This window comes from Pedobacter westerhofensis, assembly GCF_900182595.1.
Lineage (GTDB): Bacteria > Bacteroidota > Bacteroidia > Sphingobacteriales > Sphingobacteriaceae > Pedobacter > Pedobacter westerhofensis.
Genome location: NZ_FXTN01000001.1, coordinates 485,695 through 504,793, shown reverse-complemented (window position 1 = coordinate 504,793; position 19,099 = coordinate 485,695). Strand labels below are relative to the sequence as shown.

General features: G+C 43.7%; 18 protein-coding genes and 1 pseudogene. 5 read left to right on the top strand and 14 right to left on the bottom strand.

Annotated elements, in window-relative coordinates:
- The gene (locus FN831_RS02095; RefSeq protein WP_142526526.1) at positions 1-1,233 is read right to left on the bottom strand and encodes an MFS transporter; all 1,233 of its coding nucleotides are present in this window, start codon (positions 1,231-1,233) and stop codon (positions 1-3) included.
- A gap of 311 nt (positions 1,234-1,544) precedes the next feature.
- Here FN831_RS02095 and FN831_RS02090 point away from each other — a divergent pair, with 311 nt between their 5' ends.
- Entirely contained in the window at positions 1,545-2,243 is a 699-nt protein-coding gene (locus FN831_RS02090; RefSeq protein ID WP_142526525.1) for an SDR family NAD(P)-dependent oxidoreductase, read from the top strand.
- A 494-nt stretch (positions 2,244-2,737) separates the two neighbouring features.
- Here the strand turns inward: FN831_RS02090 and FN831_RS02085 are convergent, their stop codons facing one another.
- Positions 2,738-3,094: a winged helix-turn-helix transcriptional regulator gene (locus tag FN831_RS02085; RefSeq protein ID WP_142526524.1), complete on the bottom strand. Its 357-nt coding sequence runs from the start codon at positions 3,092-3,094 to the stop codon at positions 2,738-2,740.
- A gap of 129 nt (positions 3,095-3,223) precedes the next feature.
- Between FN831_RS02085 and FN831_RS02080 the strand changes: the two genes are divergently transcribed.
- From FN831_RS02080 to FN831_RS02070, 3 genes are all read left to right on the top strand, one after another.
- A complete protein-coding gene (locus FN831_RS02080) occupies positions 3,224-4,021 on the top strand; it encodes an SDR family oxidoreductase (RefSeq protein WP_142526523.1) in 798 nt (265 codons plus the stop codon).
- Positions 4,022-4,190: 169 nt separating this feature from the next.
- On the top strand, positions 4,191-5,078 hold the full coding sequence (locus FN831_RS02075) for an NAD-dependent epimerase/dehydratase family protein (RefSeq protein WP_142526522.1): 888 nt from the start codon (positions 4,191-4,193) through the stop codon (positions 5,076-5,078).
- A 365-nt stretch (positions 5,079-5,443) separates the two neighbouring features.
- The gene (locus tag FN831_RS02070) at positions 5,444-6,607 is read left to right on the top strand and encodes an epoxide hydrolase family protein (RefSeq protein WP_142526521.1); all 1,164 of its coding nucleotides are present in this window, start codon (positions 5,444-5,446) and stop codon (positions 6,605-6,607) included.
- A 212-nt stretch (positions 6,608-6,819) separates the two neighbouring features.
- Here FN831_RS02070 and FN831_RS02065 read toward each other — a convergent pair whose 3' ends face one another.
- The 10 genes and pseudogenes from FN831_RS02065 to FN831_RS02020 form a co-directional block, all read right to left on the bottom strand.
- A complete protein-coding gene (locus tag FN831_RS02065; RefSeq protein ID WP_142526520.1) occupies positions 6,820-7,626 on the bottom strand; it encodes a helix-turn-helix domain-containing protein in 807 nt (268 codons plus the stop codon).
- A gap of 42 nt (positions 7,627-7,668) precedes the next feature.
- Positions 7,669-8,565, bottom strand: a pseudogene (locus tag FN831_RS02060) (aldo/keto reductase).
- Between the two features lie 409 nt (positions 8,566-8,974).
- On the bottom strand, positions 8,975-9,397 hold the full coding sequence (locus FN831_RS02055) for an ester cyclase (protein WP_142526519.1): 423 nt from the start codon (positions 9,395-9,397) through the stop codon (positions 8,975-8,977).
- A gap of 132 nt (positions 9,398-9,529) precedes the next feature.
- A complete protein-coding gene (locus FN831_RS02050; RefSeq protein ID WP_142526518.1) occupies positions 9,530-11,197 on the bottom strand; it encodes an FAD-dependent oxidoreductase in 1,668 nt (555 codons plus the stop codon).
- 43 nt (positions 11,198-11,240) lie between these two features.
- Positions 11,241-12,641 (bottom strand): sensor histidine kinase, encoded by a 1,401-nt coding sequence (locus tag FN831_RS02045; protein WP_142526517.1) that lies wholly within the window; start codon positions 12,639-12,641, stop codon positions 11,241-11,243.
- Positions 12,642-12,696: 55 nt separating this feature from the next.
- A complete protein-coding gene (locus FN831_RS02040) occupies positions 12,697-13,884 on the bottom strand; it encodes an amino acid ABC transporter substrate-binding protein (protein ID WP_142526516.1) in 1,188 nt (395 codons plus the stop codon).
- A 20-nt stretch (positions 13,885-13,904) separates the two neighbouring features.
- On the bottom strand, positions 13,905-14,234 hold the full coding sequence (locus tag FN831_RS02035; RefSeq protein ID WP_142526515.1) for a phenolic acid decarboxylase: 330 nt from the start codon (positions 14,232-14,234) through the stop codon (positions 13,905-13,907).
- Positions 14,231-14,620, bottom strand: a complete 390-nt coding sequence (locus tag FN831_RS02030; protein ID WP_142526514.1) for a nuclear transport factor 2 family protein — start codon at positions 14,618-14,620, stop codon at positions 14,231-14,233. The genes FN831_RS02035 and FN831_RS02030 overlap by 4 nt, the downstream gene beginning before the upstream one ends.
- 30 nt (positions 14,621-14,650) lie before the next feature.
- Entirely contained in the window at positions 14,651-15,010 is a 360-nt protein-coding gene (locus tag FN831_RS02025) for a nuclear transport factor 2 family protein (protein ID WP_142526513.1), read from the bottom strand.
- 72 nt (positions 15,011-15,082) lie between these two features.
- On the bottom strand, positions 15,083-15,736 hold the full coding sequence (locus FN831_RS02020; RefSeq protein WP_142526512.1) for a hydrolase: 654 nt from the start codon (positions 15,734-15,736) through the stop codon (positions 15,083-15,085).
- A gap of 367 nt (positions 15,737-16,103) precedes the next feature.
- Between FN831_RS02020 and FN831_RS02015 the strand changes: the two genes are divergently transcribed.
- Positions 16,104-16,694, top strand: coding sequence for a Crp/Fnr family transcriptional regulator (locus FN831_RS02015; protein ID WP_246101295.1), 591 nt, complete (start codon positions 16,104-16,106; stop codon positions 16,692-16,694).
- Between the two features lie 36 nt (positions 16,695-16,730).
- Here the strand turns inward: FN831_RS02015 and FN831_RS02010 are convergent, their stop codons facing one another.
- Together FN831_RS02010 and FN831_RS02005 are read right to left on the bottom strand one after the other, a co-directional pair.
- Positions 16,731-18,095: an FAD-binding oxidoreductase gene (locus FN831_RS02010; protein ID WP_142526510.1), complete on the bottom strand. Its 1,365-nt coding sequence runs from the start codon at positions 18,093-18,095 to the stop codon at positions 16,731-16,733.
- Between the two features lie 88 nt (positions 18,096-18,183).
- Positions 18,184-18,954, bottom strand: coding sequence for a helix-turn-helix transcriptional regulator (locus FN831_RS02005; RefSeq protein ID WP_142526509.1), 771 nt, complete (start codon positions 18,952-18,954; stop codon positions 18,184-18,186).
- Between the last annotated feature and the right edge of the window lie 145 nt (positions 18,955-19,099).

The following is a 19,099-nucleotide window of genomic DNA, read 5'->3' as shown; positions in this document are numbered from 1 at the left end:
CTACGCAAGTTTAGTTTCAATTCTCCTTTCCTCTGTTACACCTTTTTTGTATTCGAAATAAGCCAATAATGCACTCAAAACAGCAGCTGCTGCGCCGAGCAGGTAGATGTTGCTGTAATTGCCCGTGCCGGCCACTAAACCGGCCACTGGTGCAGTTAAACCCACGCCCAGGTCAAAAAATGCGTTGTAAGCTGCCATGGCCATTCCACGATTTTCGGCTGTTACTTTTTTCACAGCTATGAGTCCGAAAGATGGGAAAACCAGCGACATCCCTATTCCAGTTAATCCTGCACCTGCTATTCCTGCAAATGCATTAGGTGCTTTCCAGATCAGTAGCTGTCCAATAATCTCAATTAACAGTGAAACCATTGCAACCCTGGCGCCGCCAAATTTGTCGGGGAAATGCGCAAAGAAAAGGCGCATCACAATGTATCCTGCTCCAAAGGCTGTAAGTGCCAGAGAGGCTCCTTCCCAGGAATGCTGAATGAAATACAAAGTGATGAAAGATGCGATTCCACCAAATCCAATGCTTGCCAGTGCAAGTCCGCTTCCCGATTGCCAAACCAGATGTACTGCTTTATAAAAAGGAAGCCTCGGCACATTCAGGGGTACAGGTGCTGTTTTCAATAACAACATCGCCGCATAACTGAGGGCAGGGAAAATAATAATTCCTGAAAAAGCCACAGGTAAAGAAAATGCTGATGTCAGCCAGATGCCCAAAGGAGCACCGCAGGCCATACCACCATACATTCCCATCCCATTCCACACCATTACTTTACCTACATAATTTGGACTTACAAGTGAAAATCCCCAGGCAAAAATGCCAATGACGAGATAACTTTCTCCAACACCCAATAAGATTCTTCCCAGTACAAGGCTGATCAGGCTGAGCACAGGCGTAAGTTCGAACCAGTAAGAAGCCACGCAGAAAAGCCCGGAGAAAGCGGACAATAAAATCCCGGTAATTACTGACCGTTTTCCACCTTTTGTATCAGCCATCTTACCCGCAACATGACGTGTAAGAAGGGTAGCAGCATACTGTAAACCAATGACCAGGCCCACGATGACATTACTGAATTTTAATGTATCATGGACATATGAGGGTATAATCCCCAGTGATATACCCATGATCAGAAATTCGAGGAATATAATACTGAATATAGTAATCAGTGTTTTTGTAAGGTTGCTCTCCTTGTTTTGAATTTCGCTTTGAGAATTTGAGGGTGGTAGCATAGTATAAGACAGTTTTGCGAAAATACCAGACAGGATTCAGGTTCACATTGATCTATATCAAAATCATCAATATAAAAAGAGCAGGATTGCGTTAGAAACCCTTTACCGCCTGATGCTCAAAAATTGGCGAAAGACTACAATAAAAGCGATCCTCAAGGTTTTTTCCATTAAACGATGACGTATCGGTCTTGAAAAATTCTTTCCAGAGGCTAGATCCTGTGATTGGTAATTGAATAATAGCCCTGGTATTGGGGATTCATTTGCCGCCATTGATCTCCTATGTTTGCCAGACAATATCTAACAGTAAGAAAATGAAATTTTCAGAAAAAAATGTGGTCATCCTCGGCGGTAGTACAGGAATAGGTCTTGCAACAGCTGAGGCTTTTATTAATGCTGGTGAAAACGTATGGATCACTGGCAGAAGCGAAAAAAATCTTCAGCCAGCTGCTTTAAAAATCGGTAATCCAAAACTAAAAACTCTTATTGCAGACACATCAAGTCTTGCTGGAATCGCAGATTTAGAAAAAGCTATTTCAGAAAATGGGATCAACATTCATGTGCTGCATTTAAATTCTGGGATCGGCATATTTTCCCCGATCGAACATACCACTGAAGCCGACTTTGACGCACAATTTAACACGAATGTTAAAGCGCATTATTTTACTTTACAGAAGCTTATTCCTCATCTGGCCGAAGGATCGTCTGTAGTATTCACTTCTTCAGGTGCAGCAACTGCAGCAAGGCTTAATTCAGGTGTTTATTCTGCTACAAAAAGCGCATTGAACAAAATAGCTCAGATAGCAGCAAATGAACTTGCCGGAAGAAAAATACGCGTAAATATTGTTAGCCCTGTGTCTGTTGCCACAGAAGCTGTAAGTCTGTTTCCAGACGAAATAGTTGCGGATCTGGCATCAATAACTGCTTTACAGAGAATGGGTGAACCAGAAGAAATTGCAAAAGTAGTTTTATTCCTGGCCTCAGACGACGCAAGCTTTATCACTGGTATATAGATTCGTGCTGACGGTGGTTACGCGAATTATGCTCTTAAGTAATTTTATCGGAAAGCAAAGCTGTAAAGTCTATAACCACATTGCAGATAACATATGGTATACCAATTTATCTGCAATGCTTTACTTTATCACTGCTCAAACTGCGGTTGCACTTACTGACTTTGGTATCTCAAACGTTTTCTTCCTGAAAGTGTTATTAAAGTATGTTGGATAATCAAATCCAAGTCTGAACACAATCTGCTGATGAGATATGAGGTCTGTTACTTTATATGCTGCAATACCAACCATGGATGGTTTATAAGTCACTATATATATTAAACTAAATCGGTTCACCGAAACCGCCGGTAACAAAAGGGATTATGCCCGGTGCCCTCAAGGACTACCAAGCTTTTGTGGGCGCCACAGGAAACGAACATATCGATTCCGGATGTTTTCAGTTTCACTGTATAGATATGCTTTAAACTAAATTTAGCTCAATAGCACCGCTGGTCATGCTATATTACAGGGTTCCATGTTGGACATGCACCCGGATTTTCCATCTGCTCTCCCCAGTCGTTCATCGCTTTCAACACTGGAATCAGCGTTTTGCCCAATTCACTCAGTTCATACTCCACCCGCGGCGGCTTTTCCATATAGCTGTGGCGGATAATTAGGCCATCCTCTTCCAGCTCTTTGAGTTGCTGTGCCAGTATCTTCCTGGAAATATCAGGCATTTGCACCGTCAGTTTACCAAAACGGACTTTTACACCGGTAAATATTCTAATCAATACGATGGGTTTCCATTTCCCGCCAATGTATCCCATCGTGCGTACAACGGCACAGTTGTCTGGGTTTTGAAGTGCTTTTCTCATTAGTTTCCTTTATGTTACCACTAATTGCCTTTAGTTACATTGGCGTTACCACCAATATCTGGCAGATTCCAGAATGCCTGGTTTGGTTTTAGTTTCTTTGCGAAACAAAAGTAAACTATTTCCATGAATATGAATAATCAACAACAAACTGAGCAAAATCTTGCAGGAAAAATAGCGCTGGTAACCGGCGGTACAAAAGGGATAGGCAAAGCCATTGCAGCCAGATTAGCAGCTGCGGGTGCTACTGTAGTCATTACGGCACGTAATCAGCCGGATGATGCAGAGTTGCCTTATCACTTCATTGAGGCAGATCTGTCCCTGACGAAAGATGTGACCAGAGTAGCGGAAGAGATTACCGCACAATTCGGCGGCGTAGATATCCTGATCAACAATATGGGCGCAAACACTTTTCCGGGTGGTGGCTTTAGTACACTAAATGATGAACATTGGGACCAGGCATTCCAAGTGAACCTGTTTTCCTCTGTCAGATTAGACAAAGCGTTGCTTCCGCAGATGCTTGCTCGCAAAAGTGGAGTTATCATTCATATCTCATCTACCAGTGGGCAATTCCCAATATGGGAATCTACCATGGCGTATACTTCTGCCAAGTCTGCCCTTAATGCTTATAGCAAAGCACTTTCAGATGAGGTGGCGCCCCAGGGAGTGAGGGTGGTAACGGTATCGCCCGGACTTAACAAAACCGAGGCCATGTCCTATTTTCTTAATGATCTGGCGAAGAAGGCAGGAATTTCGGTAGAAGAAATGACGCAAAATCTATTTAACCGCTTGGGCGGTATACCGCTGGGCAGGATGGCCGATCCGGTGGAGACTGCAGAACTGGTTTACTTCCTCGTTTCTCCCAAAGCCTCTTATATCACAGGCGCAAATTACCATATCGATGGGGGGAATTATCCGGTAGTACGCTAAACTGATCAAAAGCAAATTTTAGTTGAGCAGCAAAGCATTATCATAGCAAAACCTATTTTATTAGGTAGAGGCACAATTCCTTTTAAAAAGGATGCCTCTACTATAATAATGATATTCACATATATAGCTTTGAAAGTGAATATCTAAATATTTGCATATTTGCAAGTATATGAGAGTTTTGGTAACAGGTTCAGCTGGTAAATTAGGTAGTGTTACTGTGAAGCTTCTTGCAGATTTTGGTCATATGGTGACCGGCCTGGACATATCAGCTAGTGCAACCACTAAATTAATTGCTGATATAAAAGACAAAAATACGCTGCTGGAGATTACCAAAGGCTTCGATGCAATTATACACACTGCTGCTTTACACGGCAGACATATGGACTTAAATTACTCAAGGGAAGAGTTTGTTGATACAAATGTTAAAGGTACATTGAACCTTCTGAATGCATGCGTAGCCAATGGTATCAGCAAATTTCTGTTTACAAGTACCACATCTATTTACGGTAAGTCTCTGGTTAACAACCACGCGGCTGTATGGGTAGATGAAGAACTCCCCATACAGCCGCGTGATATTTATGATATAACCAAGCAATTATGCGAGGAACTATGCCGGGAATTTTTTGAGAAGGAGAGAATAGAGGCAACCGTATATAGAGTGGGCCGCTTTCTTCCTGAACCAGAGGACCTGAAGCTCAGCCATCGGCTTTACCGCGGGCTCGACGAGCAAGACGGGGCTGAGGCATTAAGATTAGCATTGGATCATAAATTCGATCAATTTGAGATATTTAACATTTCAAGTGGTTCACCATTTCAAAAAGAAGACCTGATCGATTTAAAACGCGATGCATTAAACGTAATAGCTAAATATTACCCTGAGGCAATTGAATTATATGAGCGTAATCACTGGACTTTTCCTAAAAGTATTGATCGGGTATACTGCTCGGATAAAGCGAAAGATATGCTCAGTTACCGGCCGAAATTCACTTTTGAATATCTTGTTAAGGAACAGATACAAGCGCGCACATCCAGTGCAGGGATTGACGGTGTTGCATAGTGAGTATCAGGAAGTGTTTAGTTTGATCAACTAGGCCCTCAAAAAAGGCCTAGTTGATCAAACTAAATAAAAATGAAATGCTGACATTGATGTTATTATTGTCTTAAATTAGTCGTCATTTACTAACTGATTTTTGATTGAGAGGTTCATCAATTCTATTAATTAGGTCCTCCTGATGAGATTTCGTGAGATCAGGCGAAGGTTGAGACTTGACCTTGATAGCGACCGACAGATTTGAAACTTGGTGTTAACAACTGAGGTCACATTTTTATGTAATTAATAATATTGATGGTACTAAATTCGTTCTGTTTTTCAATAAACTATGTTTATTATCAGGTGCTAAATATCAAACAGCTATAATTAGTATGTCAATTGAAAAGTTTTCTATCAATATCCCTGATAACATATTAGAGGATCTTCAATCAAGGCTTCAAAAGTCAAAATGGCCAGGTGAAATTATTAATCCCGACTGGGAACGGGGAACTGATCAGGATTACCTCAAATCCCTGATCTCTTACTGGCAGAACGATTATGACTGGCGTGCTCAGGAAAGTAATTTAAATAAATATCCCCAATTTAAGTGTACTGTAGATGATATTGATATTCATTTTATACACGTAAAAGGGAAAGGTCCAAATTCAATACCAGTCATTCTTACTCATGGATGGCCAGACAGTTTCCTTCGTTATCATAAGATCATTCCTTTGCTCACAGATCCTGCAAGCTTTGGTGGAGATCCAAATGATTCTTTTGATGTAGTTATCCCATCGCTGCCAGGATTTGGATTTTCTTCAGCTCCCAAAAGCAGCGGTTATAATAATTCAAGGATTGCTGATTTATGGGTAAAATTAATGACTGAAAAACTTAACTACACAAAATTTGCAGCAGCAGGAGGTGATATTGGTTCCGGTGTAACTAGGTATATGGCATTGAATTATCCGGAATTGCTGATTGGAATCCATCTCACAGATGTTGGAATTATTCGTGAAATCTTAACATCTGCCAATGAAAGTAATCTTACTCCTGAGGAGTTGGAATATAAGAAGACTGCCCAACAATGGATAGCCGGGGAAGGTGGCTATATGAATATACAATCAACAAAACCACAGACAGTAGCATACGGACTTTCTGATTCTCCAATTGGATTGGCGGCTTGGATTATAGAAAAATTTCGTTCATGGAGTGGGAATACTGGTGACTTTAAGGATAAGTTTAGTGTGGATGACCTGTTAACCAATATTATGATTTATTGGGTTACAAATACGATTGCCTCTTCTGCGCAAATTTATTATGAGAATACCCATGGTTTGCCACCAATGAATAAAATAACAGTTCCTACCGCTATTGCACTCTTTCCCGATGACATTTTGTTACCTGTGAAAAGTTGGGTTGAAAGAAATCTTAACGTATCTCACTGGAAGGTGTTGCCGCGTGGGGGACATTTTACGGCTATGGAAGAGCCAAAGCTATTCGCTGAAGATTTCCAGCTGTTTTTTAAATCAATCAGGAGTAATAGTTCCATAATTTAGATCCAATGATTAAACTTATTCACGATGAAAAAAACTGGTCAATTGTTGACAAACATTGACAATACTGCGTATTGGTTTGTATCTTCTAGAATTTCGCAATAGTCTGTTGTCCATTTGTTTATCACAAAATCACAATCAAATGGCAATACAGAATGGTAAATTTATGTCAGGCGTCCCGGGTCCCCTTATATAATCACCACCCGGGCAAGCATTTACCAGGCAGTAGGAGATTTTCCAAATTTTTTCTTAAAAGAAGAGGAGAAATGTGACAGGCTTTCAAATCCAAGGTCAAGATAGATGGATGATGATTTGCCGTTCTTTTTTTCAATAAGATGCCGTGCTTCGTTTAATCTTATTTCCAGAAGCCACTGCCGGGGCGGCATATTAAATGTTTTTTTAAAATCACGTTTAAATCCCGCCATGCTTCGTCCTGTGAGGATTGCAAACTTCTCCAGCGGGATGTTGAACTGAAAATTATTGAGCATAAACTTTTCAAGATCTACCTTATGAGGTTCAGAAAAATCGAAAAGGAAATCTCGCAGGCCGGGATGGGTGTGAAGCAGCAATTTTACGGCTTCCCTGACTTTAAATATGCCCAGTGCCTGCGTAATCTCCTGATCTGCATGCAGAACATAGGGGATTACAGACTGAAAGAAGCCCTGCAGATAATCATTTGCCGGAATAAGGATATTTGAAGGGCCGCTGTATTTGGGCACGTTTTCTATCCGCTCTTGAAGTGCAATTTTCCTTAACAGTTCTTCTTTCAGTAAGATTACGATTGTTTGGTACTGCTGGCCCTCCAGGGGCAACTTTGTGATTTCTCCCAATTGGTTCTTTTTCACCAGCATGATTTCACCCTGCTGCATAGATGTGCGCTCGCCGGCAGTTTCAAGAGTGAAATGTCCGGAGGCCTGGAATATCAGGGCGGTGTGTTCAATAAAACCTATTCTTTCCTTCCTCTTTGAAGAGATGAATGATAAAAATAGTATCTCTGGCTTAAGTTCAGTAGGATTGATCATTAATATAATATCATCTATACGATTACTAAATGAATATAGTATCTATCGGCGAAGGAAAGTATTACCGATTATAGCGCCATGCGAAAAGTGCTGATTCAGGCTTTCCATTTCATCGGGACTGAATCTTATCAGCATTGCTTCGATATTTTCTGTTAATCTTGATCTGCTGCTCATACTTATAAGGGGCATGATCTGATCTCCCTGTGCGTTTACCCAGGCGATTGCCAACTGTGCCGGGGTATGTCCTTTTGCCTTAGCAAGATCCTTGAGCAGCTCAACCTTTTCAAGGTTTTTTAAAAAGTTATCGCCTTGAAAACGGGGGAAAATCCGGCGGTAATCACCTTCTGGCAAAGGTGATTTCATGTCGCCCGTCAGCAATCTCTAAGAAGTAACAGCAAAGGCAACAACACCAATTCCCAATTCTTTTGCAAGTGGTAGCACGTCATTTTCTATCTGACGGTCGGCCAGCGAATATCCCACTTCCAGCGCAGTTATCGGATAGGTTTGATGTGCAGCGAGAAGTTGTTCAGTTGTGACCTCTGAAACGCCGAGGTAGCGTACTTTACCTTCTTTGATGAGGTCGGCAACTGTTCCGATCACATCTTCTACAGGAACACTGTTATCCAATCTGGAAGGTTGGTAGAGATCTATAGTTTCTATACCCAGGCGTACCAAAGAATAGTTGATAAAGTTTTTAATGGACATAGGACGCAAGTCATGTCCTATAAATTGCCTGTTATACATCACTGAACCAAACTTGACACTGATGAAAGCATCGTTTCTGCGTCCTTTGATGGCTTTGCCAATGAGCAGTTCGTTAGCCCCATTGCCGTAAAAGTCTCCGGTATCCAGGAAATTGATGCCACTGTCTAATGCCGCCTGAATCGTTGCAATGCTATCAGCATCATTGCTCAGCGGCGCTGCAAAGTTTTCTGACATCCGCAAACATCCAAGGCCTAATTTAGAAACCATCGGGCCATTTTTGCCCAGTTGTATTTTATCCATCTTAACCATTTTACTTATTTTGAGTTTATGCCGTAAAGTTTGTGATTCCGGGTGATCAAAACTTTCTTTGACAGCTCAATTTGCTTGTTCAGGCAGCTCAGAATGTGTTCTAACTTATAGATTAACAGTAATTTTGAAAGGTATAAAAGAGCAGCCCGGTTGAGGTGGGAATAGTTATAAACTACCCGCCCGGTGGTGAAAGGCAATTTTTTAAATGAAACCCTGCCATCATTGTTGATCAGCCGCAATGTTGACAGGATGATTGGTAAACAGTTTGTTCTGTTACCAAAGTAACATACAATTCCGTGTTTAGTAAGACACTAAACACGGGACTGTTTTTAAATTACTTGTTTAGCTGTTCCGTTATTTTGGCAGTATCCAGTAAATACCACATCTCGGAAAACAGGCCGTCGCGGAGCTTGTAAGATGCAAACTCTGTAAAGTCTATGGAGGCACCGGTTGGCTCAGCGCCAAAGAATGTTTTGGCAGGTGTGCCGGTGTCACGCAAGCGGGCCGCGATGCGGTTGCCATCTACAAAAAGATCTTCGATATGCCATACATAATCGGGAACAGTGTCTGTCAGCCATTTAAAAGCTGCAAGTGCCTCTTCTTTTTGAACTGGCTGGCCATTCAGCAGGATACTATCATGCATTAATGTATCGATCGTATCAAAATCGCGCGCGTTGGCAGCTGCGACGTAGCGGTGGTAAAAATCGCGGACGGTATCATTGGAAACAGTCACTGATTCGTTATTTAAGTTGCTCATGTTTTTTATTTTTTTTGTAAAGCTAAGCCAAACAATGGTCGTATAGAAACTTTGTAACTTAAAGTAACAGTAACTCTGAGGTTACCGGGTAACTTATTGCTGATTTTAAATAATGAAACCGGCAGCCGCAGGCTATTTCACCTCCGCCAGATACTTATGCACAAAGCTGATGGCCATAGAACCTTCACCTACGGCTGAGGCTACGCGGTTCATTGCACCGGCCCGCACATCGCCGGCAGCAAAGATTCCCGGACAACTTGTCTCCAGCAGGTAGGGATCACGTTTTTGTTTCCAGATTTTGTTGAAATCGGTATGAGACTTGAGATCGCGGCCGGTTTCAAGGAAACCTTTGTCATCTTTGATGATGCTAAGTTCGATCCAGTCGGTAAAAGGCTTGGCACCAATGAAAACATAGAGCGCGTCTGCCGGGCAATTGCTGATCTTTTGAGAATCAAATGTCCTTATGTCGAGGCTTTGCAACTTATCTGAACCATGGGCAGCTGCAATTTCTGTCCCTGGTTTTACATGTATATTGGGTTCTGAAGCGATCTGATCAATCAGGTAAGCAGACATGGTTGCGGTAAGGTCCGCTTTACGGATCAGCATATAAACGTTTTTGGCAAATTTAGAAAGGTACATGGCAGCCTGGCCTGCAGAGTTTCCGCCGCCAACAATATAGACCTCTTTGTCCCTGCAGGCTGTGGCTTCGGTCATGGCAGCCCCGTAATAGATCCCCGCGCCCGTAAATTCAGCAATACCGGCAGTTTCAAGTTTTCTGTAATCAACTCCGGTAGTGATGACCACACTGCGGGTGATAATTTGTTCGTCGTTATCCAGGATGATCCTTTTATACCCATCCTTTTCTTCAATAGAACGCACTGCCTGGGGCGACAGGAATTCTGTGCCTAAACGGGTTGCCTGTGTCATGGCACGGCGGGTAAGTTCGGCGCCGCTTAAACCGGTAGGGAAGCCCAGGTAGTTCTCTATACGGGAACTGGTGCCGGCCTGCCCACCCGGAGCACGGCGCTCGATCAGCAGCGTCTTTAATCCTTCGGATGCACCATACACACCGGCCGCCAGTCCGGCAGGGCCGGCACCAATGATTACAACATCATAAACATCCTGCCGCTGCCGCCGCGGGTTGATACCAATACGACCGGCAAGTTCTGCTAAGCCAGGTTTGCTGAGGTACCCGCCATCCTCTAAGAATACGATCGGCAACTGCGCTTCGCTGAGACTGTTATTGGACAATAGTTTTTTCACCTCTGTATCCGACTCCATGTCCAGCCATTGGTAGGGCACAAGGTTGCCGGCCAGAAAATCCTTGATCTCATGAGAACCTTGAGCGTATTGATAACCGGCTACTTTTATGCCTTTGAAAACCGGATGGTAATCACATTGCCAGTCATGGAGCAAGTCATCGATCACCGGGAACAATTTTTCTTCTGGCGGGTCCCAGGGCTTAACAAGATAGTAATCCAGTTTTGCCTCATTGATCGCCTTAATTGCAGCATCTTTATCAGAGTAGGCAGTAAGCAGTACCCGTTTTGCCTCCGGGAAATACTGCATGGCATTAACCAGGAAATCCACCCCCTGCATCTCGGGCATGCGCTGATCTGACAGGAATAGGGCAACGGAATCGCCCTTATTGTTCAGTTCCAGCAAACTCTTGAGTGCTTCCTGTACAATTGTGGTACTCAGGATGCGGTAACGGTCGCGGTAGCGGCTTTTTAAGTCGCGGGTAATTGCCCTTAACACCTGGGCATCGTCATCTATACAGAATATAATCGGTAGGCTCATAAGCTTATGAAGGGTAGAAGGTGATCATTAAAATAAGTATTGGCTATGCATTGATGGGAATCTCCACAATGAAATCTGTTTGCCCGGGTTTGGACTGCAGCTTGACGGCACCTTTGTGCTGTTTAATAATCCGCATCACCATATCCAATCCAAGTCCGGTACCTTTGCCGATTTCTTTTGTTGTAAAAAAGGGGTCAAATATCCGGCTCTTAATATCTTCAGGGATGCCAGGCCCATTATCTGAAATGGTGACGCGCAGGCAATCCCTGGCGCGGCCGGTGGTAATGGTTAGCTGGCCCTTTTGGTTAGGTTCCATAGCGTCCAGGGCATTGTCTAAAAGGTTGGTCCACACCTGGTTCAGCTCACCGATCAGTGCATTTACCTCTGGCAAACTGGTGTCAAAATTTTCAACAACCTGCACATTCCCATTTCTTATCTTGTACTGTAACATGGTTAGCGTATTGCGGATCCCGGTATGGATGTCTGCATTTTGTTTACCGTAGCCGCGGTCCATGTGCGTAAATGTCTTTACAGCACCTACCAGACCGGCAATCCGGCCGGAAGCCTCATGTATATCCACCACTATTTTTTCTGTCACCAGATAGTTGCTGATCCAGTTGAACACTGCTGAAATTGCTGCGGCAGGGATATGCGCTTTGATCTCATCCAGATCGGACACGCTAAAGCCAAAATCAACCAGGTTTTCCGCGGTATCGGCCCCGAAGGCTGTGACGTGGTCATCCAGCCAATTCAGCATGTCATCTTCCAAAGCGGAACGCTCCATCATGCTCAGTACCGGTTTTTCCGTTTTTGACAGGGCATCTGACAATTTATCGGTCAGGTAATTCATCTCTCTTGTATCCAGCCGGAGCAACATTACCTGCCTGAAAGCGTCCGGCATCAGCTGCAGGTGTTTCACTAATGAAACAGATCCCCGCACAACGGCTGCAGCGGGGTTGTTCAACTCATGGGCCAGTCCCGCTGAAAGCTTTCCTAAAGCCATCATTTTTTCGTTCTGCTGCTCAAAGGCGGTGTATTCCCGGATACGGTTGGCCATCACATGTACCAGGGCCTGTGTGAGGCCGAATTGAGACCGGATCATCTCCTCCAACTGGTTGAGCGGAAATTGCAGATAGATGAGGTCTTCTGCCACCTCAGTGATCACGTTGGAAACTTTAGCCCGGGAGAAGGGCAGGTTTCCGCCGATAGCGCCAGCCTCGTAGGTCCCTACCTCATGCAGCTCCTGCCCGGCGGGCATGCACAGCCTCACCTTTCCTGATATAATTATAAAGGGGCCGGGTATCAGCTCGCCCGGTTTGAATATGCTTGCCCCGGCAGGTAATTCCAGAATGCGGCTGCGGTCTATAAACCACTGCAGCTGATCATCAGGCACATCCTTTAAACTCCCAATGGCCTGCAGCGATTTGACGGTTATATTTTTCATATTAGAATTTAAACTGACCAGCGGAATGCCCTGTTGTGACCTGATCGGGATGAAGCTATTTTGAAGGGTCATAAGGATAGATCAGATTGCCGGATGCGTAGGGTTCCGGCGATACAACCACCTGCATCCTGTTGTCACGGAAAGTAGCAAGCCCGCCATTTTCTACATGCTGAAATTGTACCTGAAGCACGCGGGGCGCTGCCCATTCACCGCCCTTACCAAACTTTATTGTTCCCATGACGGTCTCAAATGAATTTTCGCGACAGTATTCAGAAAGCAAAGCATCGTCAAGGCTGCCGGTAGCCCGTATGGCCTGTGCCAAAACCTGCAATTGTGCATAAGCCAGGGGAACTACATAAAAGCCCAGTTCATCTACTTTAGCAGCGGAAGCTCTCGCCTGATATCTCTGGAGTACATCTGCCACGCCCGGGAAGTCCATATTTGGGACAGGCATCCAGTATTCATAATTAACAAATCCGTTTAAGAGCGGGCCAAGTTCGGTTTTTACAGCAGCGCTCTGCGGCCCGATCATGGCACCGCCAACCATTTTAGGCCGGTAGTTGCTGTTGTGTATGGCACGGATCAGATCTTTGGAATCATTCAGGTAGGAACAAAGAAAAAGAATATCGGCATTGATCTCCTTGAGTTGTGCTATGATGGGTTTAAAATCTGTAGTTGACAGCGGGTAAGTTTGCTCATGGATGATCGTCATGTTATACTTTTCTGCATTTTCCCTTGCGCCCAGAACCGGGTTGCGCGAGAACTCTGCATCGGCAGTGAGCAATGCCACTGTTAATGGTTTTGGTTCTTGTGCTGCGGCTAATTCAAAGAAAACTTCGGTTAATGCAGTATTTGGATTTGGACCTGTGGGTATCATTGCGAAGTAATCAGGATATTGCAGATCACCATTAACGCCCAGTCCCATCAGGCCGATCAAAATGCGTTTGCGTTCCATAACGATAGGCAAGGATGCTTTTAGCGTGTTGGTACCATAGCCTCCTAACAGCAGGTCTACTTTTTCCAGGTCCAAAAGCCGTTTGTATATTTCAGGCACCTTTGAGGCATCGCCCTGGTCATCAATGCAGATCAACGCTACAGGTTTGCCTAAAAGGCCCCCTTTGAGATTAATATCCTCTTCCCAAAGCCGGTGAGCAAGCCTGGCAGACTTTGTATTTTCTGCCACCGGCCCGGTAAGGGATAAGCTATATCCAATGCGGATAGTTTCGTTTGATTGTACGTTCATGGTGGCTTGTTTTATTTAGCTCATTTGATATGATCTTTTAAAGGGCTGATTGTTCCCTTCATCGTGTAAAAGTTACCGTCTGGCAATGTCGCGTTACTGTAGAGAATCCCATTTTCATGGTCTTCAACATGTGTTACAGTTGCGCCTGTAGCTTCCTTCCAGGCAATCATATAGACCTGGGGCCTTATCTCAGCGATTGCAATTTGTACTTTCTCGGTATGCCCCGGGTCTGCCGGTCCGCCGCCATCGGCGATCCTGAAGATCAGTGTATCATCAGACTCAAAAAAGAGTTCTGACTTAAAATCCCCCAGATCAGCCAGGAACCTGTTGCCTGTTAAATTATTTTTCATCTTCCGGAATTTATTATGTTAAATGAGGTCATCGCATTCCCGCTTGCTGTTTTTTCGGCAGGCACTTCTGACTGTACTACATCCCAGTGTTCTGCTATCCTGCCCTTCTCGAACCTGAAAATATCAACCACGATCAGTGGCGATGGCCCCCAGCCATGTACATGGCTATGCGCCAGAACGAGGTCATTTGACTCTATGAAAATACCGGGTTCCCACTTAAAGCCTGGTTCGATGTACTGAAGGATATCCCTCAAACCCTGATGGCCGCTGATCATTGAGGGATTGTGCTGCACATAATCTTCATGCCAGTAGCGTTCTATGGCGGTGATATCGCGGTCTGCAAAAAACTCCTTCATCGCCTTTGATACAATTTCTTTATTTGTCATTTTACTGATGGTTATATATTTGGTTTTATTTTATTTTTCGAGAAAGACATACAGTGACCTGATCTTGCCGTTCTCAAAATGTGCAATGTCCATTCCTGTTGCAACAGGAGACTCACCGATGGGTCCTGCTCCCCAAATCAGCCTGCCAATACTGTTATTGATGATTACTGGTTTGAGCCTGCTAAATACAAAATTTGGAGGCAGGGCCTTTTGTGTGGCCGATACGCTGGCATTGATCGCATCAAAACCGCTTACCTGGTCTCCAACATGGTTGAGGGTAGCCGTTGCGCTGTAAATCCTATGGATGGCTTTCAACCTAAGGTCCGGATCTCTTTCATTCCAAACCTGGTTAAGATTATCTTCCATCATGAGGGCTTCTTGGTTGGTCATATTTTAGTTGTATGGATGATCAGTTGAAAAATGCAACATCCCAAGTTGTTCAGGATGTTGCAGTTCTTTTGATTATTGGGCTTCTACAGGGGTGTTTAACAGCTGCACTTCCCAGGCATAAGCTATTCCGCTTGCACCGGCATGCTCCATCATCAGGCCAGATGCCAGTCCTGCGGTCTCTACACGCGCCCAGTCACGCTGCCATTCCGAAGTAACAGCCAGCCAGTTGATCGGCGTTATACCATGCGCTACCATACGGCGTATGGCCATATCGTGGGCTTCTTTTGACACTGAACCAGAAGCGTCTGTTACCACGAATACATCATAACCTTCGGCTGCTGCCTGGATTGCTGGCATAGCCACGCAAACCTCTGTCCACAGGCCGGCAATGATCAGTTGCTTGCGGCCACTGGCGGCTACAATGTCTGTAACTGCAGGATCCTGCCAGGTATTGATAAAGGTACGGTTGATGGGTTTCTGTTCTGGGAAAACATCCTGGATCTGTTTGATGATCAGACCTCCGCGTTCTTCTATAACCGTGGTGAGGATAGTGGGCACGTTAAAAATTTTAGCTGCCTTGGAAAGGCCTGTTACCGCATTGATCACCATCGTAGGCTCATGGCTGTTGAGGTTGGTGAATTGGAAGGGTTGGTGATCGATTAATACTAAAATACTGTTTTCTGGGGTCAGCAAGGCTTCAAGGCCTCTTTTTAGATTTTTTGACATAATGTTTATCGTTTTATAAATTAATTATTAAATTTAAAATGAAACTGGCTGCAGCCAGTATTTAGCGGAGCAACAATTGTTGTTTACAAAAGCAAAGGTGAGGAACAGGGCAGGAACAGAAAGATGACTTAGGTCTAAAAAAAAAGTAGACAATTGTCTACCTTCTGACAGAGGTACTACTACACAATCTATTTAAAGCTTCAGGCTGTGCATTTTGGCTGACCTTAAGATTTTGAAAATCAGTAAGATAAATTTTCCTGACCGCGATGTGCTGGAAAAAATCCGTATTTAATTATACCTTTGTTTAAAATATTACTGATAGTTGCGATAATATTAAATAATACTAAATATTTACAAGATACGCGGGATGAATATGTATGAGACTTTTTTCGGGTACCTGAATAGATTTGATTGTCCCCCTCTTTCAGATGAGGAAAAGATGCTGTTCCAGCAGGCTTTCATCCCGTTTAAACTTAAAAAAAGACAATGCCTGTTGCTGGCAGGTGAACAGTGCAAAAATTTTGCATTTATCGTTAAAGGAGCCATGCGTCAATATTCAGAAGATGACAAGGGAACGGAACACATCGTACGGCTTGGAGTAGAAGGATGGTGGATGGGCGACCGGGAAAGCTGGGTAAGTGGTACGCCGAGCCTGTATACCATCGATGCATGGGAAGATACCGAGATGCTTTTGGTTAGCAGGGCCAATATGCTTGAACTGCTGAGGAAAGTACCGCTGGTAAGTGAAATGATGCGCCAGCTTGATGAGCGCAATCACATTGCCAACCAGCGGAGGTTAACCTCATCTATAAGTGCTACAGCAGAAAAAAAATATACTGATTTTGCCGAATGTCATCCCAGGCTGCTGGAAAGGTTTCCGCAGCATATCATCGCTTCTTACCTGGGTATAACCAAAGATACCCTGAGCCGTGTTAAACGCAATCTCCTTCAAAAATAACACTGCGTGTTGTTATCCATTACAAAACGGATGATGTTATTTTGAAAAAGGAATAGAGATTGCTTTAAACATATTTGAAGGATCATATTTGCTTTTGATCTGCTGCAGCCGCTCCAGGTTTTCTCCATAAGCTTTTGAGATTTGCTGATGTTCATCCGGCCCCAGAATGTTAGGGTAGCCGCCGGCAAGGGCATCAGTGATGAGCGAAGCAGAAAGGTCACGGACCCATTGCTGATGAATTTGCCCATTTGTGCTGTCCTGTTTCTCCCACACAGCAACAAACTCGAGCATAAAGTGAGGCTTACGCAATCCGAAGGCTGTATCTGTTAAGTTTACCCGCGCTGCGGCCCCCCGAAAATGACTGATGATAATTGCTGACATAGATGAAGTTTTTTCAGCACCCGCAGTTATAATCTTTTCGAGAGCATGATCGTTTAAGTCTGACAGCCAGCGCGTTTGAATCTCACAGGGAAAGCCAGTGCCTACGTGCTCATCAAATAGGGCAATCACTTCCTTGTATCGCATAGGTGCAATTTGTGTCATCACTGGTGTACCGAATTTTTCTATGGCTGCTATTTGCTTTTTACCCTCATTGGTCTCTCCATACCAGGTTGGTAAAAGGTATAGCAATGGGATCTGGTCGGGACCAGAAACGATCCCTGCCTGTATAGACAGTTCATCTGGAGCAGACTGTATAAATTTATTATAGCTTCGCAACACCTTATTAGCCTGGTCAAAAGGAAAAAACATCATTCCTGCAACTATAGACTTAGCCGGATGAAGTTTCACCTGCATTGAGGTCACCACTCCGAAATTTCCACCGCCACCCCTGAGCGCCCAGAACAAATCCGCATTTTCATTTGCGTTAGCATTTACCAGTGACCCATCATGTAAAACTATTTCAACACCAAGAAGGTTATCCAGGGCCAGGCCATAGGAAGGACTTAGGGGTCCATATCCTCCGCCCAGCGTGAGCCCGGCGAAACCTACAACATCCATGGTTCCGGTTACGGCAACCAGATCATAAGGATCTGCGGCGGCGATAAGTTCCCGGGAAATTACTCCTCCGCCTACCTGCGCAATTTTTGCATCTGCATCTATTTGTATTGTTTTTAATTTGCGGAGACTAATCAATACGCCATCCTGATTGAGTGCACGACCTGCCCAGTCATGTCCGCCTCCTAAAACTGACAATGGCAGATTATTTTTTCCGGCATATAATACCGCTGCCTGTACATCTTTTGCAGTTTCCGGAATGATAATGAGCGCAGGCAAAACAGTGACCGCTCCATTCCAGATTGCTTTAGCTTCATCATAACCCTCATCGGCTCGCTGTAAAACTTTACCCTGAAGACTCTGCTTAAGCTCATTAACAGATTTTTCCATTTGATTTTCATTCATGGTTTTAAGTAATTGTTTTTTACAAAAAACATGAGAAAATTTGCCGGAAAATAGGAAAATTGTGACAAGCAGAATTAATCTGATGGGTTTACAGCGGATTTGGTATGCTTATAAAATAATTTTCGGCTAATCCCTTTTTTGCGAACTGACCTGGCGTCACTCCGGTAGTTTCCCTGAACTCATCTATGAAATGGGTTTGATCGAAATAGCCGCAGGAATAAACGATATCAGGTGACTGTATACCCTGCCGGAGAAGGTTAAATGCATACTGAAAACGCGTATTGTTGATGAATTTTTTGATTGTAATTCCGGTAAATTCTTTGAACCTTCTCTCCAGGTTTCTTCTGCTGTAACCCATTTCATCAGCAAGGTTATTTACACGCAGGTTGCCATTACACTGTTCAATGCGGTTGATTGCATGGAACATCCCAGGGCTATATTTTTGAGAATGCTGCTGCTGATTTAGAAAGTTAAGCAGGGCCTTAATTTTCTCCTCTCTGCTGAGCAGATCAGATTCCAGGGAAAATGATAGTCTATCCGGTAAAAAATCACTTAGACTGACATGCTCATCTATGGCATCGGAACAGTTAGACTGAAATAAATAATTGGCCGCTGGTTTAAACTTTAGTACACTTATATCACAGTTTCTGGTGAAGCTGAAATGCTTTCTTATAGTCGAATGTCCACACAAATAGTTTCCGGAGAGTTGCGTTTCCGTACCTTTTCTGGTCATCACAAATTCGTTCCCTTCATGAAACACCATATGAAGGGAATTATCTGGCAATGCAATCTGTGACAGAACTTCACCATCTGATACAGAGAAGTTTTTTAGTTCTTCCAGGAATGCGTAGTTATTCATATTTTATGTATTACAATCATTTATTTAATGACGAAATAACTGTGATATTATTGCATTGAAAGTAAGTATTGAAAATAAATATGAAAGGCCTCCGTTTAAAAGTTTGAATTATACAAAAATCAGATTGATCTGTCATATTTGTTGT